The organism is Streptococcus timonensis (genome assembly GCF_047463455.1).
GTDB classification, from domain to species: domain Bacteria; phylum Bacillota; class Bacilli; order Lactobacillales; family Streptococcaceae; genus Streptococcus; species Streptococcus timonensis_B.
In genome coordinates this window covers 386,255-409,252 of record NZ_JASHDV010000001.1, presented here as the reverse complement: position 1 = coordinate 409,252, position 22,998 = coordinate 386,255, and the positions used below count along the sequence as shown (strand labels likewise).

At 38.7% G+C, this 22,998-nt stretch carries 31 protein-coding genes; 28 read left to right on the top strand and 3 right to left on the bottom strand.

Features of this window, described 5'->3' with window-relative positions:
* Positions 1-29: 29 nt before the first annotated feature.
* On the bottom strand, positions 30-350 hold the full coding sequence (locus QM847_RS02155; RefSeq protein WP_414353465.1) for a hypothetical protein: 321 nt from the start codon (positions 348-350) through the stop codon (positions 30-32).
* A gap of 97 nt (positions 351-447) precedes the next feature.
* On the opposite strand from QM847_RS02155, the gene QM847_RS02150 reads away from it, so the two are divergent.
* The gene (locus QM847_RS02150; RefSeq protein ID WP_414353464.1) at positions 448-663 is read left to right on the top strand and encodes a YdbC family protein; all 216 of its coding nucleotides are present in this window, start codon (positions 448-450) and stop codon (positions 661-663) included.
* A 55-nt stretch (positions 664-718) separates the two neighbouring features.
* Here the strand turns inward: QM847_RS02150 and QM847_RS02145 are convergent, their stop codons facing one another.
* Both QM847_RS02145 and gor read right to left on the bottom strand, forming a co-directional pair.
* Positions 719-1,258: a biotin transporter BioY gene (locus tag QM847_RS02145; protein WP_414353463.1), complete on the bottom strand. Its 540-nt coding sequence runs from the start codon at positions 1,256-1,258 to the stop codon at positions 719-721.
* A gap of 140 nt (positions 1,259-1,398) precedes the next feature.
* Positions 1,399-2,745, bottom strand: a complete 1,347-nt coding sequence (gene gor / locus QM847_RS02140; protein WP_414353462.1) for a glutathione-disulfide reductase — start codon at positions 2,743-2,745, stop codon at positions 1,399-1,401.
* Between the two features lie 238 nt (positions 2,746-2,983).
* Between gor and QM847_RS02135 the strand changes: the two genes are divergently transcribed.
* From QM847_RS02135 to QM847_RS02005, 27 genes are all read left to right on the top strand, one after another.
* Positions 2,984-4,171 carry an efflux RND transporter periplasmic adaptor subunit gene (locus QM847_RS02135; protein WP_414353461.1) on the top strand — a complete coding sequence of 396 codons (1,188 nt, stop codon included), beginning with the start codon at positions 2,984-2,986 and terminating at the stop codon, positions 4,169-4,171.
* On the top strand, positions 4,155-4,856 hold the full coding sequence (locus tag QM847_RS02130) for an ABC transporter ATP-binding protein (protein WP_414353460.1): 702 nt from the start codon (positions 4,155-4,157) through the stop codon (positions 4,854-4,856). Before QM847_RS02135 ends, QM847_RS02130 begins: the two co-directional genes overlap by 17 nt.
* A 1-nt stretch (position 4,857) precedes the next feature.
* Positions 4,858-6,117, top strand: coding sequence for an ABC transporter permease (locus tag QM847_RS02125; protein ID WP_414353459.1), 1,260 nt, complete (start codon positions 4,858-4,860; stop codon positions 6,115-6,117).
* A gap of 136 nt (positions 6,118-6,253) precedes the next feature.
* Entirely contained in the window at positions 6,254-8,251 is a 1,998-nt protein-coding gene (gene metG, locus QM847_RS02120) for a methionine--tRNA ligase (RefSeq protein ID WP_414353458.1), read from the top strand.
* Positions 8,252-8,354: 103 nt separating this feature from the next.
* Positions 8,355-9,281 (top strand): aldo/keto reductase, encoded by a 927-nt coding sequence (locus tag QM847_RS02115; protein ID WP_414353457.1) that lies wholly within the window; start codon positions 8,355-8,357, stop codon positions 9,279-9,281.
* A gap of 157 nt (positions 9,282-9,438) precedes the next feature.
* Complete coding sequence (locus QM847_RS02110) at positions 9,439-10,500, top strand: DNA/RNA non-specific endonuclease (protein ID WP_414353456.1); 1,062 nt, start codon at positions 9,439-9,441, stop codon at positions 10,498-10,500.
* A 108-nt stretch (positions 10,501-10,608) separates the two neighbouring features.
* Positions 10,609-10,845, top strand: coding sequence for a DUF2829 domain-containing protein (locus QM847_RS02105; protein WP_414353455.1), 237 nt, complete (start codon positions 10,609-10,611; stop codon positions 10,843-10,845).
* The gene (locus QM847_RS02100; RefSeq protein WP_414353454.1) at positions 10,838-11,536 is read left to right on the top strand and encodes a 3-oxoacyl-ACP reductase; all 699 of its coding nucleotides are present in this window, start codon (positions 10,838-10,840) and stop codon (positions 11,534-11,536) included. Before QM847_RS02105 ends, QM847_RS02100 begins: the two co-directional genes overlap by 8 nt.
* Before the next feature lie 36 nt (positions 11,537-11,572).
* Complete coding sequence (locus QM847_RS02095) at positions 11,573-11,908, top strand: hypothetical protein (protein WP_269797072.1); 336 nt, start codon at positions 11,573-11,575, stop codon at positions 11,906-11,908.
* 19 nt (positions 11,909-11,927) lie between these two features.
* Complete coding sequence (locus QM847_RS02090; protein WP_269797073.1) at positions 11,928-12,347, top strand: SMI1/KNR4 family protein; 420 nt, start codon at positions 11,928-11,930, stop codon at positions 12,345-12,347.
* An 18-nt stretch (positions 12,348-12,365) separates the two neighbouring features.
* Positions 12,366-12,704 carry a hypothetical protein gene (locus tag QM847_RS02085; protein ID WP_414353453.1) on the top strand — a complete coding sequence of 113 codons (339 nt, stop codon included), beginning with the start codon at positions 12,366-12,368 and terminating at the stop codon, positions 12,702-12,704.
* A gap of 45 nt (positions 12,705-12,749) precedes the next feature.
* Positions 12,750-13,136 carry a hypothetical protein gene (locus QM847_RS02080; protein WP_118228388.1) on the top strand — a complete coding sequence of 129 codons (387 nt, stop codon included), beginning with the start codon at positions 12,750-12,752 and terminating at the stop codon, positions 13,134-13,136.
* Between the two features lie 43 nt (positions 13,137-13,179).
* A complete protein-coding gene (locus tag QM847_RS02075) occupies positions 13,180-13,989 on the top strand; it encodes a hypothetical protein (protein ID WP_414353452.1) in 810 nt (269 codons plus the stop codon).
* A 72-nt stretch (positions 13,990-14,061) separates the two neighbouring features.
* Positions 14,062-14,622: an immunity protein gene (locus QM847_RS02070; RefSeq protein ID WP_414353451.1), complete on the top strand. Its 561-nt coding sequence runs from the start codon at positions 14,062-14,064 to the stop codon at positions 14,620-14,622.
* A 9-nt stretch (positions 14,623-14,631) separates the two neighbouring features.
* Entirely contained in the window at positions 14,632-15,156 is a 525-nt protein-coding gene (locus tag QM847_RS02065; RefSeq protein ID WP_414353450.1) for an Imm26 family immunity protein, read from the top strand.
* A 1-nt stretch (position 15,157) separates the two neighbouring features.
* Positions 15,158-15,784: a hypothetical protein gene (locus tag QM847_RS02060; RefSeq protein ID WP_414353449.1), complete on the top strand. Its 627-nt coding sequence runs from the start codon at positions 15,158-15,160 to the stop codon at positions 15,782-15,784.
* A 74-nt stretch (positions 15,785-15,858) separates the two neighbouring features.
* Positions 15,859-16,248, top strand: coding sequence for an Imm50 family immunity protein (locus QM847_RS02055; protein ID WP_414353448.1), 390 nt, complete (start codon positions 15,859-15,861; stop codon positions 16,246-16,248).
* 165 nt (positions 16,249-16,413) lie between these two features.
* Positions 16,414-17,148 carry a hypothetical protein gene (locus tag QM847_RS02050; protein ID WP_414353447.1) on the top strand — a complete coding sequence of 245 codons (735 nt, stop codon included), beginning with the start codon at positions 16,414-16,416 and terminating at the stop codon, positions 17,146-17,148.
* Entirely contained in the window at positions 17,141-17,581 is a 441-nt protein-coding gene (locus tag QM847_RS02045) for a hypothetical protein (protein ID WP_414353446.1), read from the top strand. Before QM847_RS02050 ends, QM847_RS02045 begins: the two co-directional genes overlap by 8 nt.
* Positions 17,582-17,679: 98 nt before the next feature.
* A complete protein-coding gene (locus QM847_RS02040; RefSeq protein WP_414353445.1) occupies positions 17,680-17,952 on the top strand; it encodes a hypothetical protein in 273 nt (90 codons plus the stop codon).
* 66 nt (positions 17,953-18,018) lie between these two features.
* A complete protein-coding gene (locus QM847_RS02035; protein ID WP_414353444.1) occupies positions 18,019-18,582 on the top strand; it encodes a hypothetical protein in 564 nt (187 codons plus the stop codon).
* 27 nt (positions 18,583-18,609) lie between these two features.
* Positions 18,610-19,305, top strand: a complete 696-nt coding sequence (locus tag QM847_RS02030) for an SMI1/KNR4 family protein (RefSeq protein ID WP_414353443.1) — start codon at positions 18,610-18,612, stop codon at positions 19,303-19,305.
* Positions 19,306-19,467: 162 nt separating this feature from the next.
* Complete coding sequence (locus QM847_RS02025; protein ID WP_269797083.1) at positions 19,468-20,208, top strand: hypothetical protein; 741 nt, start codon at positions 19,468-19,470, stop codon at positions 20,206-20,208.
* Positions 20,209-20,291: 83 nt separating this feature from the next.
* Complete coding sequence (locus QM847_RS02020) at positions 20,292-20,690, top strand: NTF2 fold immunity protein (protein ID WP_269797084.1); 399 nt, start codon at positions 20,292-20,294, stop codon at positions 20,688-20,690.
* An 88-nt stretch (positions 20,691-20,778) separates the two neighbouring features.
* The gene (locus QM847_RS02015; protein ID WP_414353442.1) at positions 20,779-21,708 is read left to right on the top strand and encodes a hypothetical protein; all 930 of its coding nucleotides are present in this window, start codon (positions 20,779-20,781) and stop codon (positions 21,706-21,708) included.
* A gap of 135 nt (positions 21,709-21,843) precedes the next feature.
* Positions 21,844-22,398, top strand: coding sequence for a DUF4304 domain-containing protein (locus QM847_RS02010; protein WP_414353441.1), 555 nt, complete (start codon positions 21,844-21,846; stop codon positions 22,396-22,398).
* A gap of 151 nt (positions 22,399-22,549) precedes the next feature.
* Entirely contained in the window at positions 22,550-22,909 is a 360-nt protein-coding gene (locus tag QM847_RS02005) for a hypothetical protein (RefSeq protein ID WP_414353440.1), read from the top strand.
* The last annotated feature ends 89 nt before the right edge of the window (positions 22,910-22,998 follow it).

The following is a 22,998-nucleotide window of genomic DNA, read 5'->3' as shown; positions in this document are numbered from 1 at the left end:
GCTAAAAAGAGTGAGATGACAGAAGCATCTCACTCTTTCTTAAATCTGTTTTTTTGTGCAGTTTGAACGGTTGAAGGGACAAAACTAACCCTTCGAATATCGGATATTCGGATAATCCGAGTAATATTTTTAGCAAAATTTTTAACAATCAGTTGTTGGCGATCCGTATCGTACTTGATAATATCACCAGTAAAGCTAGTCTCAGAAAAAATAATATGAACAGCTGTTTTTTTCTGAATGGCTTGTTGAATAGTTGTTGATAATGAGTTATTTTGGATTGGAGTAGGCTCATCTTGTCCATAAAGGAAGCTTTGGACTTTTTCTAGCGCTTGTTTGAATAAAAGTTTCATAAGAGCCTCCTTTCTAATCTATCATTATTATATAAAAATTATAGAAAATCTACAAGATTTTACGAATAATCAATAGAATATAAAAAAGGAGAAAACAATGGCAGAATTTACTTTTGAAATCGAAGAGCATTTACTAACTCTATCAGAAAATGAAAAAGGATGGACCAAAGAAATCAATCGTGTTAGTTTTAATGGAGCCACAGCAAAGTTTGATATTCGTAGTTGGAGCCCCGATCACACAAAGATGGGAAAAGGAATTACACTTTCAAACGAAGAGTTTCAAGTAATGGTGGATGCCTTTAAGAATCAATAAGCTTTCATTCATTTAAGAAGAACCGAAAAGAGGCAGGAAAAAATCCTGGCCTCTTTTATTTGCTTGAAAAATAAGCTTGTGTACGGAGACGTTGGAGTAGTGGTCGGCTGATGAAGCTAATGGCTACAATTTTAGCTAGATCAGGAATGATAAAAGGAATGACTCCTACAGCCAATGCTTTATCAAAAGGCATCCCAGCTAGGAAGTGGAGGCTGAGAATACCACCTACAAAGACAAGAGAATCTCCCAAGAGATTTGCAAAGAAAATACGTAAGTAACCACTATTCGTGTGAGTTAGATAGGACGCAAGTCCAGCATAGACAAGATCAAACCAAAGGTAACCAGCACTTGGTCCTACTAAAACGTGAAAACCAGCTCCACCGCCAGCGAAAACAGGAAGACCAATGGCACCTAGTAATAGATAAAGTCCTACTGAGAGGACAGCTTCTCTAGGTCTAAAAACAGTAGCAATTAGTCCAATAGCAAAGTTTTGCAGAGTGAAGGGTACTGGACCGATTGGAATGCTGATTTGGGCTAATACTGCAATAAGGGCAGCTCCTATAGCAGGGATGGCATAGATATGTGCTTTTTTCAAAATAGTTAACCTCTTTTTGTTTTTATAGTAACTATTATATAATTCCATTACATAAAGTCAACCATCTATTTATAAATAGTTAACTGATTTTGTAACAGCCGATTAATAATAAAAAAGAGACTAAATGGTCTCTTTTAAAATTAACGCATAGTTACAAATTCTTCTGAACCTGTTGGATGGATAGCGACAGTAGCATCAAAGTCAGCTTTTGTAGCTCCCATCTTGATAGCAACTGCAAAACCTTGAATCATTTCGTCGACACCGTAGCCGATTCCATGAAGGCCAACTACCTTTTCGTCTGCACCAGCTGTAACTAGTTTAAAACGAGCTTCTTGACGATGACTAGTAACGGCAGAATACATAGAAGAGAATTTTGAAGTATAGACTTTAACGTTTTCTTGGCCGTACTCTTTGATAGCTTCTTCCTCAGTCAGACCGACTGTTCCGATTGCTGGGTGTGAAAAGACTACAGTTGGAATAGTAGTGTAGTCCATTTTAGCATTGGTCTTACCGTTGAAAAGTCTTTCGGAAAGAGTACGACCAGCCTTGATTGCTACAGGAGTTAGTTCCTTTTCACCTGTGACATCTCCAAGAGCGTAGATTCCATCAACGACTGTATTTTGATATTCATCAACTTGGATAAAGCCGCGTTCATTGAGGGTAACACCTGCTTTTTCAAGTTGAAGTCCTTGGACATTTGGACGACGACCAGTTGCCCAGATAACTTGACTGGCAGTATGAGTACTACCATCTTCAAAATGAATGGTAATGCCTTGTTCAGTTTCTTCAAGTTTAGCAGGAACCTTATGGGTGTGGAGGTTTAATCCAGTATTGGCCATTTCTTGAACTAAACTCTCAACGATATAACTATCAAAACCACGAAGTGGTCGATCACGACGTACGAAAAGATCTGTCTTTACACCAAGCGTATGAAGTACACCAGCCAATTCGACAGCAATGTAACCAGCACCTAGAATAGCTACCGATTCCGGTAACTCTTCCCAGGCAAAGACATCATCTGAGCTACCCCCTAACTCAGCACCAGGAATAGTTGGAATATGTGGCTGAGCTCCAGTTGCAATGACAATGTGCTTGGCACGGATCAATTCACCATTAACACTGACTGTATGAGCATCTACGAACTCTGCACGTCCTTCAATCAAATCAACTCCGTTACGTTTGAAGCTTCCATCATAAGAAGAACGAGCACGATCAATATAGGCTTCACGATTTTTACGAAGGGTAGAAAAATCAAAATTGACACCAGTATTTGTAAAACCATAGTCAGGTCCATATTGATGGATGCTCTCAGCTATTTGGGCACCATACCACATGATTTTTTTAGGAACACAGCCTAGATTTACACAGGTTCCACCTAGTTTCTTTTCCTCAATAACAGCTGCTCTAGCGCCATGTTCGCCTGCTCGGTTCATGGTAGCAATACCTCCACTACCTCCTCCGATGGCGATAATATCATATTCTTTCATTGAAAGCTCCTTTAGTTGTTTTCTAGTCATATTCTATCTTTTTTTGAAAGTCAATGCAAAAATCTGCTACGTTTAAAAAATTAAAGAAAATGCTTGCAAAAGTAAAAAAGAAATTGTATTATATAACTAACACAACAATAAAAGATTTGGCAATTATTTTTGGATGGTCGGAAATAAATTGTCCATTTTTAGGACTTGTGCTATAATCTTAATATATGTTTTAAACAGAGGTATTGAAATGAAAAAGAAGTCAAAATCTAAAAAATGGCCTTTATATACAGCTATTGGTGTTGCGACAGCCCTTGTGATAGGAGCAGGAGCTATCTTGCTCTTCAGACAACCGAGTGAAACAGTAGCTAGCGATGAACCGAGTCACATCGTGATTGCAAAAGAAGGAACGGTTGCTTCCTCGGTTCTCTTATCTGGTAGTGTAACTGCTCAAAATGAGCAATATGTTTATTTTGATGGAAGTAAGGGCGAACTAGATGAGGTCTTGGTTTCGGTTGGAGATCAGGTTAGTGAAGGGCAAGCTTTAGTAAAGTATAGTAGTTCTGAAGCGCAAGCTGCTTATGATGCTGCTACTCGTGCTATTGCTAAGGCTGACCGTCATATCAATGAACTGTACCAAGCGCGTAATAATGCAGAGGCAACGCCAGCTATTCCTCAAGCAGGACTCGAAGGTAGTGTAGATGGAGCCCAAGCTCAAACGTCTGGTTCATCTGTATCTTCTATTGATTCACAAATTAGTGATGCACGTGACACTCGTGCAGATGCAGTAGCTCAACAAGAAAAAGCATTAGCTCAGTTGAATGCGACGACGGTATTAAGTACAGTTGAGGGTACTGTTGTTGAGGTAAACCGTAATGTTTCTAAAAATCCGACGGGAAATAGTCAAGTTTTGGTCCATATCGTAAGTAACGATAATTTGCAGGTTAAGGGAGAACTATCAGAGTATAATCTCGCTAACCTTTCAGTTGGTCAAGAAGTTACATTTACTACAAAGGTTTATCCTGATAAGACATGGACTGGAAAGATTTCATATATCTCAAACTATCCAAAAAACAACAGTGAATCAAATTCAAGTCAAAGTGGTTCTAATTCAGGATCTAAATACCCTTTCACTATTGATGTTACAAGTGAAGTTGGAGATTTGAAACAAGGTTTTACTGTTAGCATTGAAGTTAAGAATAATAGCAAGGCTTTGATTGTTCCGATTACTAGTGTGGTCATGGAAGAAGATAAAAACTATGTTTGGATTCTTGATGAAAACAAGAAGGCTAAAAAAGTTGAAGTTGGGTTGGGTAATGCGGACGCAGAAAACCAAGAAATCACATCTGGTTTGACAGATGGAACAAAAGTCATCAGTAATCCGACAGCTTCCTTAGAAGAAGGAAAAGAGGTGAAGACTGATGAAGCAACTAATTAGCCTCAAAAATATCTGCCGTAGCTATCGAAATGGTGATCAAGAGCTTCAAGTTCTTAAAAATATTAACTTAGAAGTTCATGAGGGGGAATTCGTAGCGATTATGGGACCGTCAGGTTCTGGTAAGTCTACCCTCATGAATACCATTGGTATGTTGGATACCCCTACAAGCGGTGAGTACTACTTAGAAGGCAAAGAAGTGGCTGGTTTGGGTGAAAAACAGTTAGCCAAAGTAAGAAATCAAGAGATTGGTTTTGTCTTCCAACAGTTCTTTCTCTTATCTAAGATGAATGCATTGCAAAATGTGGAGTTGCCCTTGATTTATGCTGGAGTTCCTGCTTCAAAACGGCGTAAGTTAGCTGAGGAATATCTAGAAAAAGTAGAATTAACCGACAGAAGTCATCACTTACCATCAGAACTATCTGGTGGTCAAAAGCAAAGAGTGGCCATAGCGCGTGCATTGGTCAATAATCCTTCTATTATCCTGGCAGATGAGCCTACCGGAGCTCTTGATACCAAAACTGGGAATCAGATTATGCAACTCTTAGTAGACTTAAACAAAGAAGGAAAAACTATCATAATGGTAACGCATGAGCCTGAAATTGCTGCCTATGCTAAGCGACAAATTGTCATTCGTGATGGTATCATTTCGTCTGATAGTGCCCAAGAAGAAAAGGAGGAAAACTAAGATGCAAAATCTGAAATTTGCCTTTTCATCCATTATGGCTCACAAGATGCGTTCTTTCTTAACCATGATTGGGATTATTATCGGTGTATCATCAGTCGTTGTAATCATGGCCCTAGGAGATTCCATGTCTCGTCAGGTCAATAAAAACATGACAAAGTCCCAGAAAAACATCCATGTCTTTTTCTCACCCACAAAGAGTAAGGATGGTTCCTTCACTCAGAAGCAATCAGCACTTACCTTATCAGGTGCAGAGGAAGAAGTCGTGGTTGAACCACCAAAACCGCAAGAAGCTTGGGTTAGAGAAGCTGCTAAGCTCAAGGGTGTGGATAGTTATTATGTGACAAATACAACTAATGTTACCTTGACTTATAAGGATAAGACAGTTGAACGTGCAAACTTGACTGGTGGAAATATTACTTATATGGATGCGGTTGAGAATAAAATTGTTGCAGGACGTAGCTTAAGACAGCAAGATTTTAAAGATTTTGCTAGTGTGATCATTTTAGATGAAGAGCTTGCTAATAGTCTCTTTGGTTCAGCTCAAGAAGCCCTCAATCAAATCGTTGAAGTGAATGAACTCAGTTACCGTGTCATTGGTGTTTATAGTAGTACTGAGGCTAAGGCTGCTAAAACTTTTGGAATTGGTGGTATGCCAATTACGACCAATATTTCCCTTGCAGCTAACTTTCACACCGATGAAATCACTGATATCGTCTTTCGTGTCAATGACACTAGCCTAACACCGACCTTGGGTCCTGAACTGGCTAGTAAGCTGACTGAAATTGCAGGACTGCAACAAGGAGAATACCAAGTAGCTGATGCATCCGAGGCCTTCCAAGAAGTTCAGCAAATCTTTGGTTTTATGACGACTGTTATTAGCGCCATTGCGGGAATTTCCCTCTTTGTCGGCGGTACAGGTGTGATGAACATCATGTTGGTTTCAGTAACAGAACGTACTCGAGAAATCGGCTTGCGTAAGGCTCTAGGTGCCACTCGTGCCAATATCCTAGTTCAGTTCTTGATTGAGTCCATGATTTTGACCTTGTTAGGTGGACTTATTGGTCTAATCAGTGCAGTGGGAATGACTGCTGTTGCAGGAGTTCTTTTACAGAACATGGTTCAAGAATTGGAAGTTGGCGTTTCTATTCCAATTTCTCTATTTAGCTTAGCTGTTTCAGCCGGAATCGGAATTATCTTTGGTGTCTTACCAGCCAATAAAGCTTCTAAGCTCGATCCAATTGAAGCACTTCGCTATGAATAAGACAATCAACAGGAAAAACGAGATGGACGCTTGTCTATCTTGTTTTTTGTATGGATTTCCCTATCGAAAATCACTAAAAATGTGGTATAATGAAGTGTTAGAAAAACAGGTTTCATTAGCCTGGAAAGGAAATATTATGTCTGAAAAGAATTTTTATATTACAACACCGATTTACTATCCATCTGGTAAACTTCATATCGGTTCTGCCTACACTACCATCGCTTGTGATGTCCTAGCTCGTTACAAACGCCTGATGGGCTACGATGTCTTTTATCTGACAGGTCTGGATGAGCATGGTCAAAAGATCCAACAGAAAGCTGAAGAAGCTGGAATCACACCTCAAGCCTATGTTGACGGAATGGCATTTGGAGTTAAAGAACTCTGGAAATTATTGGATATCTCATACGATAAATTTATCCGTACAACTGATGACTACCATGAAAAAGTAGTAGCTCAAGTCTTTGAACGCTTGCTTGCTCAAGATGATATTTACTTGGGTGAATACTCTGGTTGGTATTCAGTTTCAGATGAGGAATTCTTTACAGAAAGTCAGCTTGCGGAAGTTTTCCGTGATGAAGCTGGAAATGTAACGGGTGGCATCGCTCCATCTGGTCACGAAGTGGAGTGGGTATCAGAAGAGTCTTATTTCCTTCGTCTCAGCAAATACCAAGACCGTTTGGTCGAATTTTTCAAATCACATCCTGACTTCATCACTCCAGATGGTCGTCTCAATGAAATGTTGAAAAACTTTATTGAGCCAGGTTTGGAAGACTTGGCGGTTTCTCGTACAACCTTTACCTGGGGTGTACCAGTCCCATCAAATCCCAAACACGTTGTCTATGTTTGGATTGATGCCCTTCTCAACTATGCGACAGCCCTTGGCTACGGTCAAGATGAACACGGTAATTTTGATAAGTTCTGGAATGGAACAGTCTTTCACATGGTTGGAAAAGACATTCTTCGTTTCCACTCTATCTACTGGCCAATCCTTCTTATGATGTTGGATGTTAAATTGCCTGACCGCTTGATTGCCCATGGTTGGTTTGTCATGAAAGACGGTAAGATGTCTAAGTCTAAAGGGAATGTCGTTTACCCTGAAATGCTAGTAGAACGTTATGGATTGGATCCACTTCGTTACTACCTCATGCGTAGCCTACCAGTTGGTTCAGACGGAACTTTCACTCCAGAGGACTATGTAGGTCGTATCAACTATGAATTGGCAAATGACCTCGGAAACCTCCTCAACCGTACGGTTTCTATGATTAACAAGTACTTTGATGGACAAATCCCTGCCTATGTAGAAGGTGTAACAGACTTTGATAATGCACTTGCTGACGTTAGAGAACAATCAATCTCCGACTACCATACCTACATGGAAGCAGTTGACTACCCACGTGCCCTTGAAGCAGTCTGGACTCTTATCTCACGTACGAATAAATACATCGACGAGACAGCTCCATGGGTCTTAGCTAAGGATGAAGCACATCATGACCAATTGGCAAGTGTTATGAGCCACTTGGCAGCTAGCCTTCGTGTCGTAGCTCACTTGATTGAGCCATTTATGATGGAAACCAGTCGTGCAGTCTTGACTCAACTTGGTCTAGCAGAAGTTTCTAGCCTTGAGAACTTGAGCTTGTCTGAGTTCCCTGCAGGTGTGACCGTAGTTGCCAAAGGAACACCAATCTTCCCACGTCTCGATATGGAAGAAGAAATCGCCTATATCAAGGAACAAATGGAAGGCAACAAGCCAGCTGTCGAAAAAGAATGGAATCCAGATGAAGTCGAACTCAAATTAAACAAGGAAGAAATCAAGTTTGAAGACTTCGATAAGGTTGAAATCCGTGTCGCTGAAGTTAAGGAAGTTTCCAAAGTGGAAGGTTCTGATAAGTTGCTTCAATTCCGCTTGGATGCTGGAGATGGTCAAGACCGTCAAATCCTCTCAGGAATTGCGAAATACTATCCAAATGAACAAGAATTGGTCGGCAAGAAAGTCCAAATCGTTGCCAACCTCAAACCACGTAAAATGATGAAAAAATATGTCAGCCAAGGGATGATCCTCTCAGCTGAACATGATGGCAAATTAACCCTTCTCACAGTAGATCCAGCTGTACCAAACGGAAGTGTGATTGGCTAAGATTTAAAAAGAACCAGTTTGAACTGGTTCTTTTCTTATGTTAGGCATCAGTTGATAAAAGTGTCATTCTATTTTATAATGAAGGAAAACGGAGGAAGTTGCCATGAAATACATCCCATTTGGTCAAGAGCAAAGAGAATTGTCCGAAATCGTCCTAGGCATGATGCGAATCAGTGACAAGACGGTCAAAGAAGTTGAGGAGTTGGTTGAAACAGCTCTATCTGTGGGAATCAACGCCTTTGACTTGGCAGATATCTACGGTGGTGGACGTTGTGAAGAATTACTGGGTCAAGTGTTAAAACATCGTCCAGATTTGCGTGAAAAGATGTGGATCCAGTCCAAGTGTGGTATTCGCATAGAAGAATTTACCTATTTTGATTTTTCAAAAGATTATATTTTAGAGTCAGTTGATGGGATTCTACAACGATTGCAGGTTAATTACCTAGATAGCTTGCTTCTCCATCGCCCAGATGCCTTAATGGAAGCCGACCAAGTGGCTCAAGCCTTTGAAATTCTTCACACATCAGGTAAAGTTCGAAACTTCGGTGTGTCCAATCAAAATCCTATGATGATGGAATTACTGAAGAAAGAGGTCAAACAACCTTTATCTATCAATCAATTACAACTAAGCGCAGCTTTCACTCCAGGATTTGAATCAGGTTTCCATGTCAATATGGAAGGTGACAAGGCAGCTTTGCGTGATGGTAGCGTCTTTGAATACTGCAAACTGAATGACATGGTCATTCAGGCTTGGTCAGTCTTGCAGTTTGGCTATTTTAAGGGTAATTTTGTTGGAAAAGAGCAATTTCATGATCTAAATGAAATTCTAAATCGATTAGCCTTAAAATACGGTGTAACCCCATCAGCTATTGCTATCGCTTGGGTGTTACGCTATCCAGCTAAGATGCAGGCAGTAGTGGGAACAACTAACCCTAAACATTTGATAGAAGCTAGCCAAGCAAGTAATGTTAACCTAACTCGAAAAGAATGGTATGAGATTTACCTAGCAGCAGGGAATGATTTGCCTTAGAGACTAAAAAGCTATCCTATCAAGAGCGAGATTCTAACTCGCTCTTTTTAAATTTGTAAAAATATTTATATAATTGTTTGAAAAAGCAAACAATATATGGTAAAATTGTATAAAATAACAATATAATAAATATTTTAATAAAATAGGGGCATTTAAAATGAAAAGAATAGTTTTGACTTCTGTTGTTTTACTTTCATTACTGACATCTGTTGGCTGCTCGAAACATAAAGAAGAGGCAAAAGTAGCTGAACCTGTAACGACTGAACAGACTACGCAGGATAATACAAAGTTATACAAGGAAGCTGGCTTACTTACCTTTAAAAATGAAAAGCAGCTAGAACTCGGGGAACTTGATTCAAAATCCCGTGCAACTTATGCTCATATTCAGCTAAAAGATAGTGATGAGCCTAAAGAAAAGAGAGAAGCTAAATTAAGCTATGATCCAGTTGGTTGGCATAACTATAAATTTTATTATGGTGATGGTACAAAGGAAGCCTGGTTAATGAATCGCGGTCATTTAGTTGGTTATCAATTTAGCGGACTAAACGATGAAGGTCGCAATCTAGTTCCTATGACAGCATGGCTAAATACTGGCGCCTTTACAGGAACGGATGATAAAAATCAAAGTAGCATGCTCTATTATGAAAATGGACTCGATTCATGGCTTGCAAATCATCCTAATTATTATCTTGACTATAAGGTAACAGCGGTTTATAAGGATGATGAATTGATTCCAAGACAGATTGTCCTCCAGTACGTAGGGATTGATTCGGATGGGAATTTACTTGAGATTAAATTAGGCAGTAGTAAGGAAAAACTTGATAAGTATTCCGTTACCCATGTGACTTTAGAGAATGTTTCAGCAAATGCAGAGATAAATTATGCTGACGGTACTGCAAAAAATACAGTCAAATCAGCTGAGGAACGTGCTGCTGAACAAAAGGTGGCCGAGGAAAAAGCTAAGAAAGAGGCTGAAGAAAAAGAAGCGCAAGAAAAAGCTAAAAAAGAAGCAGAACAGAGGGCAGCTGAAGAAAAAGCACAGCAAGAAGCTGAAGAGAAAGCTAGACGAGAAGCGGAGGAAACCACAGAAGAAGTTGAAGGAAGTCCACGAGATACTAATACTGGGGGTTATTTTAGAGATAGAAATGGAAGATGGCACCGACCAAATGGTAAGTTTGCTTCCAAAAAAGAAATTAGAGAAGCCGGATTGCAGTGGTAATGGATTTGATAATTCTTTCAAAATAGAAAAAACACAGTCAAAAAGCCGTTGGAAAGCGGTTTTTTGTTATAATTAAATTAAGGTATTTAGAAAATAAAGGAGAAAAACATGACATTTGAAGAAATTTTGCCTGGACTAAAGGCTAAAAAGAAATACGTACGTACTGGATGGGGTGGAGCTGAGAACTATGTCCAGCTCTTTGATACCATTGAACAAAATGGCGTCGCCCTTGAAGTGACACCCTATTTCCTCATCAACGTATCTGGTGAAGGGGAAGGCTTTTCTATGTGGAGTCCAACTCCTTGTGATGTCTTAGCGACAGATTGGGTGGAAATCCATGACTAAACGTGTATTGATTACAGGTGTTAGCTCAGGGATTGGTCTAGCCCAAGCTCGACTCTTTTTAGAAAAAGATTGTCAGGTTTTTGGAGTGGATCAGAATGAAAATCCTGATTTACAGGGTGACTTCCACTTTTTACAGCGTGATTTAACGCTTGACTTGGAACCAATTTTTGACTGGTGCCCTCAGGTGGATGTTCTATGCAATACAGCTGGGGTTTTGGATGACTACAAACCTTTACTAGAACAAACAGCCCAAGAAATCCAAGAAATTTTTGAAATCAACTATGTGACACCAGTAGAGCTGACGCGACATTATCTTACGCAAATGCTGGAGAAAAAAAAGGGGATCATCATCAATATGTGTTCCATTGCTTCAAGTCTAGCAGGCGGTGGTGGGCACGCCTATACCTCGTCTAAGCACGCCTTGGCTGGTTTTACCAAGCAGTTGGCACTAGACTATGCAGAAGCTGGTATCCAGGTCTTTGGGATTGCTCCTGGTGCAGTCAAAACTGGTATGACAGCAGCTGACTTTGAGCCAGGTGGTCTAGCAGACTGGGTAGCCAGTGAAACACCCATCAAACGCTGGATTGAGCCAGAAGAAGTGGCTGAAGTCAGTCTCTTTTTAGCAAGCGGAAAGGCAAGCGCCATGCAAGGACAAATCTTGACTATTGATGGTGGTTGGTCTTTGAAGTAATATAGTTGATACTTAATGAATATGTGGAGGTGAACTATGAAAAGAGATGAGTTTGGATTTGTCTTGCCCAATCTCTACTATCAGTTTTTAACGGACTGGAAAGAGATTGACCCCTATGAAATTGGAGATACAGGTATCTGTTTGTATGCCAAGGAGGATCTAGAGGAGCGAAATAAGACTTATCAGATTGAGGAAGTAGAGCCAGATTACTTTATGATTGGACAGGAAGGAGATTTGGCTTACTTTATCAAGAAAAATTCTGATGATTGCATTTATGAAAATGACCTGGGTGCTTTAGGCTCCTTAGAAATGAAAAAAGTTGCTACAAATGTCTATGACTTTATTGACAAGGTACTAAAAGAAGAATCGTAGAAAACTGAAGGGAGTAATCATGTTTAGGATGCTAGATGCAGATTCACCGATTTCAAAAAATGACCTTTTTCAATTTGAGGAGATTCTTGGAAAGAAATTACCGGAGGCTATGATGGACTTTTATCTCAAGCACAACGGTGGTCAGCCCCAAGTAAGGAGTGTCCACGATGACCGTCACCTCTTTCCTTTTAATTCCTTTGATTCACTGGAGGAGATGAGGAAGTCTCTTACCTGGTTTGACGATGAGGTGGTGCCTGCGGGATTTAAGGCTACAGACCTTCTTCATTTCGCCTATGATCCTGGTTCTGGCAACTATGCTCTTTCTCTAAGGGCAGAGGATTATGGCAAGGTTTATTTCTATGTCTTAGAAGAAACAGCTGAGATCTACGGTCAATGGGCTTCTTTTGAGGAATTTTTGAACTCTTTTGTTGAAGAGTGAGATTAAAAAGGAGACGGGATGCGAAAACACCAAGAACTTTCTCTCGAGCAGATAATCGAGCAGGTGCGAGCGGATCAATTATCTTCAGATGATTTTTGCCTCTATGGCAAGGAGAATAGAGAACTGACACTGGATAGCCTCTATTGGGTATCCGATTATCCGGATGTCGTGGAAGACTCTGATGTCTACCCGACGGATGTAGCGGAGCAAGATCTCCAGCTAGTCTACTATGGAGACCAGTTGATTGATGTCCTTGTAGTCGCACTTGAAGAAAAACCAAATGCAAGTCCCCAAGACTTGGTCGAGGCTTTGAATTATTATCAGCAGCATGATAGCTTTATGCCATTTGATGATTAGCTAGTCAGATTAGATAAATGGCATCCGAAAGGAGGAAAGATAGTGATGAGAGAATATAAATTTGATATCCATAACGAGATGTATGTAGCAATTCCAGAGGAAAAGGAAAAGGTCTGCCTTGCTTTAAGTGATTCTTTAGAGGTTATCAATGAGGAGTTGACTCCGTCTTATAAAGCAAAACTGGATCATTTACTGGATCAATCATCAGTATGGTATCCTAAAGCTTTGGAAAAAATTCAGGAGGAATTTCCAGGTCTATCACATGCAAGACTCCTTTCCATTTTTATCTTGTCTGAACAAAGTGACGTTGACTTAATTTTCGGCTTGGAATTTGGACTGAGAGAGGATTCGGAGCATGGTAGAGGACTTAAATTCTCCCTCAATAGTTTTGAAATTTTAGAATATGGTATAGGCGAAGTGGCATACTATTAGGTGTAGTCGATGACAAGAGAAGCACTAGAAGATGGAGCAGGATATGGTTGAGAAAGATGGGATTATCATAAAGGATGGGCAGGTCATCCTAAACAGTGGTGAGAAGCTATCGATTGAAAATCTGAGAGAGGAAGCGAGTAGGATTCGTTTCATTAGTAATCAGCACTTTAAGGATACAAGCATCAGTATACTAGAGAGTTCACGAGTCATATTTGAAAACTGTGTCTTTGAGAATGTCTTCTTTGAAAACTGTGATTTGAGGGAAATCGGCTTTAAAAATCATACAGTTATTCGAAACTGTACCTTCAAACGATGCAATTTAAACGAAACTTTATTTTATGACAGTCACATTCTATCGTCTACCTTCCTTTCTTGTCAGATGAAGCGCCCTCTTTTGGAAAATGTCAGCGAGATGAGAGATTGTCTTTTTAAACAGTGTAGGATGAACGATATTTACTTTCCCCTACCAGAATTTCATCAGAATAAAATTGTTGGAAAACTGTCCGAATGTACTTTTGGGTCGAAAACAAAGAAAGTAGAAAAGTTGTATGCAGATTTATCAGAGGCTCAGCTCAGTTTTGTCGAGTTTACAAGGTGTGATTTGACAGAGACCATTTGTCCCTCGGATCCAGATATTCTCTATATAAAAAATCTGAGTGAACGGTCAAAGAAGGCTCAGGAAAAAATTGCGACAATCCAAGATGATAGAAAAAGGCAGGCCCTTTCTATTTATACAGAAAGTTGGATGAATGAAAAGTATGTGGATTACTTGATGAGTCGCAAAGATTACAAATGGGCCTGGGATGATTATTTTGAGGATGTGTCTAGGTGTTTGGGACTTGAATGGAAGTAACTAGCTCTTGTTTGAAAAATGACTGAGATAGTTGCAAATAGGTAAGCAAGAAAAGGGAGATCGGATTGAGAAATGACAGTCAATATAGATGAATTAGTGAAGGAGCAAGGTTTTTGTGTGGTGCCTACAGAGGAGAAACCATTTAGTCTGGATGAGGCCCGTTTTAACCTTTTGGCATATTTAGAGGATTATTCTAAAATGGGATTTTCTTTTATCAAAGTAGCTAACGAACTAGTCGAACTCAGGAGAGAGAAAGAGAGCTATAGACTTTTTGGTCAGTGTTTTTTAGGTTCCTTTGTAATTGGAGAAGAGAAGCAAGTCTTCTTACTTTGCAATCGAGAAGGAAGGGAAGTTTTTCAAGAATCGAAGGTTTATGTCAATTCTTCCTTACATACTTTTGTTTCCTCTTATTCGCTCTTTCTATCAAGCATCTTCCTTTTGAAAGCAAAGTTTTATGAGATTGAGCAAGATGAAGCCGAAGAAATTGCAGCAAACTTGAAGGCTCAAGTACTTGCCTTGGAAAAGTCCCTTGAACAAGAATTGCCCTTCTGGGAGCACATGGCCTATTTGATAGAAGATGATGGAATCGTTCTAAGAGATGATCTCTTTCATATCTTAAATAAAGAGCAGTAGGAATTAATTATGGAGAAAAAATTGCCCCAGATAAAGATTCGAGAGTGGAATGAAAAGCCACGAACAAAACTTCGATTTATCAAAATAGGTGATATTTTTTGCTATCAATTTTCGGAGGAAATATTTGTATTTGGTCAAATCCTTGGAAAAGTGAATGTTGGTCATGTCATTCAATTTTTCGATATCTTTCAAGCAAGTCCTACTATAACAGTTGAGGAGTTAAGTCGTGCTCAATTTATAGGTAAGTCCATCATTGTAGACTCCTACACCTTGTTTGATCGAAGTCCAGTATGGTCTTGGCAGATAATTGGTCACCAAGCGGATTTTGATCCAAGCCCTTTTAAGGATTTAGCCTTTAAGTGGGGAGAATCAAATGGTCTTCACTTTGGAAAGGTCTGGCTAGATGGTAGGCGGAAACCTAAGATTTTTTCTAGGGAAGAAGTTGAGGACCTAGACTGGGAAGCCTGTGTTGGAAGTATAGTTTATAACAGAATCTTGGAAGAAAAACTGGCAAGCAGAAATAAAGGAGTTTGAGATGGACTATGTAGATGAGTTAACTTCAGGACGTACGCCCTTGGTAAAAAAGGTAGCGAAAAAAATTTTACAGGGCAGACTAAAAGGATATGGACCATTTTTGCATCAGGCCTTGGAAGGCGAGATGGAAAAGCCTAAATCGTGGGAATCACAAATGTATTTGCTCTACGCCATGGCCGCAACGGATTGCACAGAAGAAGTCCCCTATCTCAAGTCATTACTGCTGAGAGACATCCCAACCCCTGTAACCTATCGCTCTCTAGCAGTAGCGATTGCTTATCTAGAAAATATAGAAACAGAGAACTTGTCTTTTGTTTATGAGTCCTTAGAATCGAATAACTCATCTCAAGCTGCAGGTGCTTGTGCAGCGATATATCAGAGAAAGATTGTTCTGAAAGATGACGATTTTAACAAAATTATGTCTTATGTGACTCAGCCTAAATACCTTGAGCATATTGGTCAAGTCATAAATCCATTTTTATTTATCTTAGCAGCATCTTATCTATATCCAGAAGAGAATCGCCAGAAAATTGTTGACTTTTCTCGTCAGTTCGATATATCTATCGTCAAGGACTTAATCAATGACGTTACAAAAGGAAAGGACGGCAGAAGGGTCAGTCTATTCTAAAATCTCCTTAAAGAGGGAAACAATGAATCTTAAAAAGAAGACTTTTATTCATTTTTAAAAAAGGAGTTCATATTGTGAAATGGTTTGAAAAAGCAGTGGGCAGGGAAAAGATTATTCATTTGTTTGATGGTGATTTGGACTTGAATAATGTATTTCTTGATACTGTGTTATGTTACGATTACAAATTAGATCTTGTCTTTTATTTATTTGATTTGCCAACTAATTTCCCTGAAAAGTGGCAGAAAAGTGCATTCAATGCCATAAAAATTAATTTAGAGTTTTTTAATTTAGATGAAATCCATTTTTATTCCAAGGGGATTCATAAGGTGAAGGGACAACTGGAGCTGCTCTTTTTAGAGAATAAGGTTGAATTCAATTTTATAAACCAAAATGATGTGATGTTATCGGGTTCTTCTGACCTAGTTAGAATTGCTGAGATTGGTCCTGTGAAGATTGATACTTAAAGATGTATTCTTAGCTTATTTGCGGAGATTCTGGATGATCAAACAATCCTCCATTGCTAGGAGGGACACCACGACTATGGGAAAATAGTGAAGGAAGAGCACAAACATTAGACCTTGACCTAAGGCTAAACCTTTCTACAAGAAAAAAACTACGAGACCACGAATATGAAGTTACAGTATTTTGAATTAGATAAGCCCTATGTAGAAAATCAACAGAGGATTGAGGAGCTGATGGACTCAGCTGCGCTAACCTACGAGGAAGCTAGAGTTGAAGACTATCGACAGAATTGGAAAGACCTGCGAAGAGCATTCGTATATGAATCCAAATGTATGACCTCTATGGTAGAGCGCCTCTTTAAACCAGTTGTGACCAAGGATTGTTGGAAAATCATCGTAGAATGTGTAGATACGATTAGCAATCCAGCTATCATGAACCTACTTGGTGTCTGTACTGTTCAGGTCTTATTTGATTTTTCTAGCTATGAAAGTTTGAGTCCATTGGAACAGAAAAAGTTGCTCTTAGAGGCCTTGTTAAAAGGAGTAAAGCACGTGTTTCAGGAACTCTCTATTCCATGCTCCTTGATAGAGGATGTAGTCAATGAAATAGAGAAAAACGATTACGAAAATAGCTGGGAGTGGAAAAGGAAGAAGATCCAATCCACGACCTATTCCATTCAAGTGGAGCATCAGCTGGATAAGGTGGATTTGTTTTGGAAGATAGAGCACAAGGATAAGAGCATCCGTCAGTTGATTCAATCCTGCCCTGCTCATGAGATAGACTATGGGGGCAAACTTGGTAGACTGGAAGCGAAAGGTAACTTCCTATATCTGTTGGATAAAGAGAATGAGGTTGTGAGCAAAATTTCTGTTTCAGAATGGTGGAGCAAGAACTATGAGTGAGTTAAAAAAGAGATTATCTTTATTAAAAGTGAAAAGACGAATCAAGAGTTTGAAGGGGATAAAGGATGTCCATTTTCTGACCGATAAACCTAAAGAAATTGCTTGGTATGCTGGGGAGTTAAATCCTATAGACTCTCCGATTCCTTGCCTTTATGAGTTTTCTATCGACCTTACTACTAAAGATCTAAGTAGGTCAATTCAAAGTCTTGTTGGCAATAGCAGTCGGTTTATCCTAGTTTTTTGGGAGTTTTCACCAGTTTACGTCTTGTTTCAAATGGAGTCTTTGGATGACTTTTTGCCCTCTTATTCTACTGAATTTTCTACCAGAGACCTGACACTTTTCTTTCAAGACCAGGAAAAAGTACTGGATCTCCATTTAGCGGAGGATAAAGTAGAAGTGAGAGTCTTGGAGAATAAATCTAAGAGCCCGTAGATTCTATAAATTGAAAATGAATATAGAATTAGTCGATGAAAGAGGCAAAAAGGAAAGAATGCCATTCTTGGAGAGACAAATGGTAAAGGAAGATTCTAATGTGTGAAAAAGAATATTATTATTATGGCAATAGTGAGTTTATGTCAGGCCTAGGAGTTATTTATACAGAGTTTACTGGTCAGCGTGCAAGTCGACAAATTAACGTTTTGAATGGGCACTCTTATGTTTCCTCTTGTCTACAGGATTACGTTCCAGAAGTAGGGTTTCTACTCTATGATGGTCGAAAAGATGAGTTGGATTTATCAGACTCCATCAAGATTAGTCAAGAGGAATTTGAACGAATTTGGGCTCAGGCTGTCGCTAGCGATTAGAATGATACGTAATCATCAGTTGAAAATAGTCAAATATAATCCCAAAAATGTGAGAGGAGTCCAATAATGATGCTCAATTTGTTAAAGGAATTCGTAGAAGTCTATCATAGAAACAAGGGCTTAGGAGAGCTTGTATTTACTAGTGACTGTCTCCATGTCGAAAAGCCAGATTTGTCTGGTCAATTGAAAGAGTTCTACCAACATTTGAGCTTTGAGGAAGAAGCTTATTTTAGAGGAGCTCCCTATGATCTTGCTCTAATTCCTCTCCCTCTATGTGAAGCTGCATCAGAAGGATGGCAGGATACTAGCTGGAAAGAGAGTTATGTGGTTTTTGCTCACATGATGGGGGATGAGCCAATTTTTTGTGATCTAACTAGCGAGCTTAGTCCTGTATTTGGCAAGATTCCTGGGAATTCCAAGCTCTATTGCTTAAGCCCCTCTTTATCTACTTTCTTGTCTACTTATAGTCAGATGAAAAAGCTAGAAATCACCAAATTTGAGAATGACATCTACATTGATGAGGACTTGTCGGACTATAAAGAAGGTTTTTTAACAGGAATCATGGCTATTATCGAGGAGCAACTTCCTGAAGCCTATCGAAAAGACTTTATTGAATTTATGCTTGGCTAAAGCCAAAGATGAAGAGATGAGAAGCAAATGGAAATGAAGAATTTTTTAAAATGTTGTGAGGATCTGGTCATACAAGAAAGTGGGGCCTCAGCTCTTGAACTAGAAAAACTCAAAGCCAGACAGTTTCCTCAAGCTCACCTGGATTTGCTCTCCATGACCAATGGCTTGGAGTTTTATGGTGGCTATTATCGTTTGTTTGGGACGGATTCTACTCAAGCTATTACGCTAGATTCTTGGAATTCGGATGAGGTATGGAAAGACATCTGGAGAGATTATGCATCAGACTACTATTTTTTTGGTATGTCTGCTATTGGAGATCAATTCGCTTATAGATTGAATGATGGGAGTATTCAAAGTAATCAAGTTTATTATTTAGATGGGATTACTATGGATGTCATCGAGATCTACGACAGTTTTGAAGCATTTTTTGAGAGGGAATTTGTTCTGAAAGCCCGAGGTGGGATGGAATCTATTTTTGTTTCTGCTAGGGAACGATTTGGAAATCTAGACCTCTCCACAAGCTGTATTTATTCCCCTTCCTTAATGATTGTGAATGATCCAAGCGTTGAAAATCTCATGCTTTTATCGACAAAAGATGTCATGACTATCAATGGGGATTTGCTTGTTCAATTATCTGATTCGGAGGAGTCGATTACGAAACTGGAGCAATATCTAGACGCTTTGGGTAGAGCTAGAGTCAAGGTCATTTTTGATCGAGATTGAGCAAGCAGGATATAGTTTATTTAGAAAAAATACTCTGAAGATTCGTGATTTTAACCTTTTGGCGACAAGCGATGATTTAGTCTTCTAGTCAGGGTGTCATTGTAAAATGATTTAGGTTGAAAATAGAAAACGAAGCATTTAATTCATGAAAAGAGGTGAATAATGACCAGTTTAGATAAATATTTAGAGATCATTAAAAAAGGATTTTCCGAAAGAGAGAATCTAATGGCAATGGAGCCTCTGCATTCTATTGAAGAGATTGCACCATTATTGGATGAAACATTGACTTATAAAGAATTCATCGATATCAATCGCTTATTAAGACAAAAGTACATTGTCGAAAACCCAGAGGATATGCTAAAAGATGTAGATTTTAACCAGCTTTCTTTACCTAGCAATACGAGGGTGATTTACTTGATGGGAAGTAAATCTGATGTGCTAGACTTTTCAAAATATGAACAAGTAGAAAAGATTTTAATAGTTGGGGCTAGAAAAGTAAGAAAGATCATCTTACCCCAGAATGATTGTGTGAAAGCTCTAGGGATATCTTCCATGACAAATTTGGAAACGATAGAGAACATTTCTTTTCATAAAGGCATGCGTTATCTGCACTTTGATTATGGTGTAAAGTTGCCGGACTTTGATTTTATAAGGGATTTAAATCAGTTGCTCTATCTTTCATTTACAGCAAATAAAAATTTACCAGAATTGGATTTTATCCAGCCCTCTAGTGAACTTCGTTTTTTAGATTTTGTTGACACGTCTATTTTTAACTACGCATCAACAGTTAGCTACCTGAAGAGTCTGAAACATCTCCGATTTTTAACAACGGGAAGAACAAATCAAAAGCAAAGGGAACTTCTTAGAAGAGAGTTGCCACATGTTTGCATGCGTGAGGAGTAAAAAATGCCTTTAATACAGCTTTTTATGACCGATGTCTTCATAATAAACGAACCTTTAGTCCCGTTGTTTAAGTAGGAGGAATTATGAGCCATACGAATCTAGCAAAAGAAACCTTACTCCAGTTTATGCAGGCTATGTATACTTGGGAAAGAAAAGCCACTAGGAGCCTAAGAAACAAAGCTTATAAAGAGATGTTGAAGGATGAATTAGCTACGATTTTTGATCAGTTTTGTACATCTAAAAAAACACTCAGAGCAAGGGAAGAGGCCTTATCAGTCCGCTTTCCATTTGAATACAAATTTGAGACGCATCCTATCGTTGATGAAGAGCATGACGGGAATCAAGCTTATTTCTATATCAAGGAGAATCGTTCTGGTATAGAAACTCTCTATCGTTTTCAAATGGTGTTTCAAAAGGGGAAATGGTGGATTGATAAGAAAGAATGGCTCGATGATGGGAAGTGGATCAATTCTTCCTTGTGAAATACTGGATAGTATAGGAATGCAGGAAGAGATGTACTTCAAAAAACAGTGGTAGTTAAGTGTAAGAAATGAAATTTTAGAGGTCAATATGAATAAAACACTTTCAAATCAAAAAAGAAAATTAACTGCTATAAAAAATAAAATACTGAAGGCAAGAGATTTTGATCTTGAAAAAGCACAGCTTTTTACTACTAAAGCAATTTTAGAAGCATTAAAAGCAGGCAAAAAAAGCCTTGAGATCAATTGGGAGGAAAACGGGAAAACAGAAACCTACTCCTATAAACATGTACGGATGGTTCATGCTATTCAACCATATACTTTGGTTTCTGAGTTCATTGAAAACAAGACATCTGAAACCTATCAATCTTTGCTAAATGGCTGTTTCTGTTCTGTAATGGCAGATATGGCTTCTGCTAAATACTTGGCTAAAGGGGGCTCAAACTTTGATACAGATATTTGTTTAAATATCTTATTTGCCCTTGCCTATTTAGATGATACTTATGTAGAGTTTTTAATTGATAAATTAGCCTATTTTAAAGAAACCCAAGTTGAAAAAGGGAAAAAAGTTATTTTTTTTTCAGCCAAGAGTTTATTGCCTTTAGTCGTTTTTCTTTATGGAAATGGTGAGGGTGCTCGACTTGCTAACCTACTGGAGAATGCTTGTGATGCCAAATATCAACCCTTGGACACGAATCCTTATCAGAATGTGAATGATGCCTATAAACAGGTTATGGAAACTATTTTTTCAGAGGATGTTGATGTTTATAGAGAAACAATTTTATCCATGTGTGATTATCATTTAGCGAACACCAAAGATAGTCATTTAGTAGATTTCAATACCTTACTATGGCAATATTTCCCAATTGAAATCTTGGTTTTATTAAAAGAACGTCAGAAAAAAGGTCTCTCAATAGATGGAATTAGGCATCCCTTGCTTGATGACTTTCTGCCCTATTTCATGGATGACTTTCAGATATCTGAGCAAAATAAGATGATTCTAGGAACGATTTTAGACTAGTTGTGTAGAATAGATGGAAAATGTCAATAACCCATGCAATCGCAAGGAATTATAGGAATCACCTATATCCATATAGATTTCTAGGAAAAAGAAATGAGGAACTCTCCACATTCTGTTAGAAATAGAGGTAATGAAATGAAAGAGCCCAAAGAACTCTTCCTAAAAAATGGCTTTTCGCGATTAAAGCGAAACCATAACTATTATAAAATTGATCATGATTTTTATACGGTCATCTATTTTCAACGAAAATCAGATGGTAGTGCCTATTTTGTGAATGTTGGCCTTCACCCCCTCTTTCTGGACGCGGGACTGTTAGAAGAAGTGGATTGTGCTTTACGGACGCGATTAGGTTCTATCGATCTTAGAAATGGCGTGGATCAAGCTGAATTGGAAAAGGCTGTCCAAGAGGCCATTGATTTTACTGCTCAGTATGCGTCGTATCCTACCGTATTTTCGAGCATAGATCCCGAGAAGGATCTTGAGAAGGATTGGTTGCTAAAACAATTCTCTATCACCAAAGTGAACTTATGCAGATTGTATGTTGAGTATTATGATTCAATAGATTCTAAGAAGTTGGCTTTAGATTTTGCAAACTATGGCTTATCCATTACACCTAAGATTGCCTCTGTACCTAAAAACTTCTTTAAAACCTATATTCGTTTGGGAGAAATAATCAAAACTACTTATTAGGTCGGAATGAAAGTGCTGATTTACTGATCAACATCCTGACGAAAGGAACCGGTAGGAGAAAAGAAATGAATTTTAATGAACTCATCGAAGAGGTTGAAAATAATGTTGACTTAGCATCCTATATCAATCTTGTACCAAAAGGAAATAAGAAATGAAAAACTATTTACTTGATGAAAGGCTATTTCAGTATCCTGAATCGTTTAAAAAATTGATTGAACTCAATTTAGTTGATTTTGATTGTTGGTATCTGTTGGATTCAGAATGGGCCCTATCTTTGTATGAGGGATTGCAGGAAAGATACCCAAGCAGAAAGTTGATTCCATTTGCTAAAAGAGGAGATTGTGATGATACAGCTTGTTTTGAAATAGGAAAGGGCAATAAGGTCCAACTCATTCATGATTTTGCTGCGGAAGGATGGGAGCAACGGAAAGAGTTTAACGATTTTTGGGAATGGGTGGAATACGCAATCAAATGCATGATAGAGTACAACAAAGAGGATGGAATTGAATAATAAGAATCCCTTATATAGAGAATAAAGCAACGGTCTTCAATAATGCTCTGCAAGCAAGCCTAGTTCTTAGTCTTATATATCTTTGAGTG

Bases quoted from the DNA above. Each gene is read 5' to 3' on its own strand.
- QM847_RS02135 (WP_414353461.1), top strand. From the start codon at position 2,984: ATGAAAAAGAAGTCAAAATCTAAAAAATGGCCTTTATATACAGCTATT.
- QM847_RS02130 (WP_414353460.1), top strand. From the start codon at position 4,155: ATGAAGCAACTAATTAGCCTCAAAAATATCTGCCGTAGCTATCGAAAT.
- QM847_RS02090 (WP_269797073.1), top strand. From the start codon at position 11,928: ATGTTTAGGATGCTAGATGCAGATTCACCGATTTCAAAAAATGACCTT.
- metG (WP_414353458.1), top strand. From the start codon at position 6,254: ATGTCTGAAAAGAATTTTTATATTACAACACCGATTTACTATCCATCT.
- gor (WP_414353462.1), bottom strand. From the start codon at position 2,745: ATGAAAGAATATGATATTATCGCCATCGGAGGAGGTAGTGGAGGTATT.
- QM847_RS02105 (WP_414353455.1), top strand. From the start codon at position 10,609: ATGACATTTGAAGAAATTTTGCCTGGACTAAAGGCTAAAAAGAAATAC.
- QM847_RS02100 (WP_414353454.1), top strand. From the start codon at position 10,838: ATGACTAAACGTGTATTGATTACAGGTGTTAGCTCAGGGATTGGTCTA.
- QM847_RS02080 (WP_118228388.1), top strand. From the start codon at position 12,750: ATGAGAGAATATAAATTTGATATCCATAACGAGATGTATGTAGCAATT.
- QM847_RS02095 (WP_269797072.1), top strand. From the start codon at position 11,573: ATGAAAAGAGATGAGTTTGGATTTGTCTTGCCCAATCTCTACTATCAG.
- QM847_RS02040 (WP_414353445.1), top strand. From the start codon at position 17,680: ATGTGTGAAAAAGAATATTATTATTATGGCAATAGTGAGTTTATGTCA.
- QM847_RS02125 (WP_414353459.1), top strand. From the start codon at position 4,858: ATGCAAAATCTGAAATTTGCCTTTTCATCCATTATGGCTCACAAGATG.
- QM847_RS02045 (WP_414353446.1), top strand. From the start codon at position 17,141: ATGAGTGAGTTAAAAAAGAGATTATCTTTATTAAAAGTGAAAAGACGA.
- QM847_RS02075 (WP_414353452.1), top strand. From the start codon at position 13,180: ATGGTTGAGAAAGATGGGATTATCATAAAGGATGGGCAGGTCATCCTA.
- QM847_RS02085 (WP_414353453.1), top strand. From the start codon at position 12,366: ATGCGAAAACACCAAGAACTTTCTCTCGAGCAGATAATCGAGCAGGTG.
- QM847_RS02060 (WP_414353449.1), top strand. From the start codon at position 15,158: ATGGACTATGTAGATGAGTTAACTTCAGGACGTACGCCCTTGGTAAAA.
- QM847_RS02005 (WP_414353440.1), top strand. From the start codon at position 22,550: ATGAAAAACTATTTACTTGATGAAAGGCTATTTCAGTATCCTGAATCG.
- QM847_RS02065 (WP_414353450.1), top strand. From the start codon at position 14,632: ATGGAGAAAAAATTGCCCCAGATAAAGATTCGAGAGTGGAATGAAAAG.
- QM847_RS02010 (WP_414353441.1), top strand. From the start codon at position 21,844: ATGAAAGAGCCCAAAGAACTCTTCCTAAAAAATGGCTTTTCGCGATTA.
- QM847_RS02030 (WP_414353443.1), top strand. From the start codon at position 18,610: ATGGAAATGAAGAATTTTTTAAAATGTTGTGAGGATCTGGTCATACAA.
- QM847_RS02155 (WP_414353465.1), bottom strand. From the start codon at position 350: ATGAAACTTTTATTCAAACAAGCGCTAGAAAAAGTCCAAAGCTTCCTT.
- QM847_RS02050 (WP_414353447.1), top strand. From the start codon at position 16,414: ATGAAGTTACAGTATTTTGAATTAGATAAGCCCTATGTAGAAAATCAA.
- QM847_RS02015 (WP_414353442.1), top strand. From the start codon at position 20,779: ATGAATAAAACACTTTCAAATCAAAAAAGAAAATTAACTGCTATAAAA.
- QM847_RS02150 (WP_414353464.1), top strand. From the start codon at position 448: ATGGCAGAATTTACTTTTGAAATCGAAGAGCATTTACTAACTCTATCA.
- QM847_RS02020 (WP_269797084.1), top strand. From the start codon at position 20,292: ATGAGCCATACGAATCTAGCAAAAGAAACCTTACTCCAGTTTATGCAG.
- QM847_RS02025 (WP_269797083.1), top strand. From the start codon at position 19,468: ATGACCAGTTTAGATAAATATTTAGAGATCATTAAAAAAGGATTTTCC.
- QM847_RS02035 (WP_414353444.1), top strand. From the start codon at position 18,019: ATGATGCTCAATTTGTTAAAGGAATTCGTAGAAGTCTATCATAGAAAC.
- QM847_RS02070 (WP_414353451.1), top strand. From the start codon at position 14,062: ATGACAGTCAATATAGATGAATTAGTGAAGGAGCAAGGTTTTTGTGTG.
- QM847_RS02115 (WP_414353457.1), top strand. From the start codon at position 8,355: ATGAAATACATCCCATTTGGTCAAGAGCAAAGAGAATTGTCCGAAATC.
- QM847_RS02110 (WP_414353456.1), top strand. From the start codon at position 9,439: ATGAAAAGAATAGTTTTGACTTCTGTTGTTTTACTTTCATTACTGACA.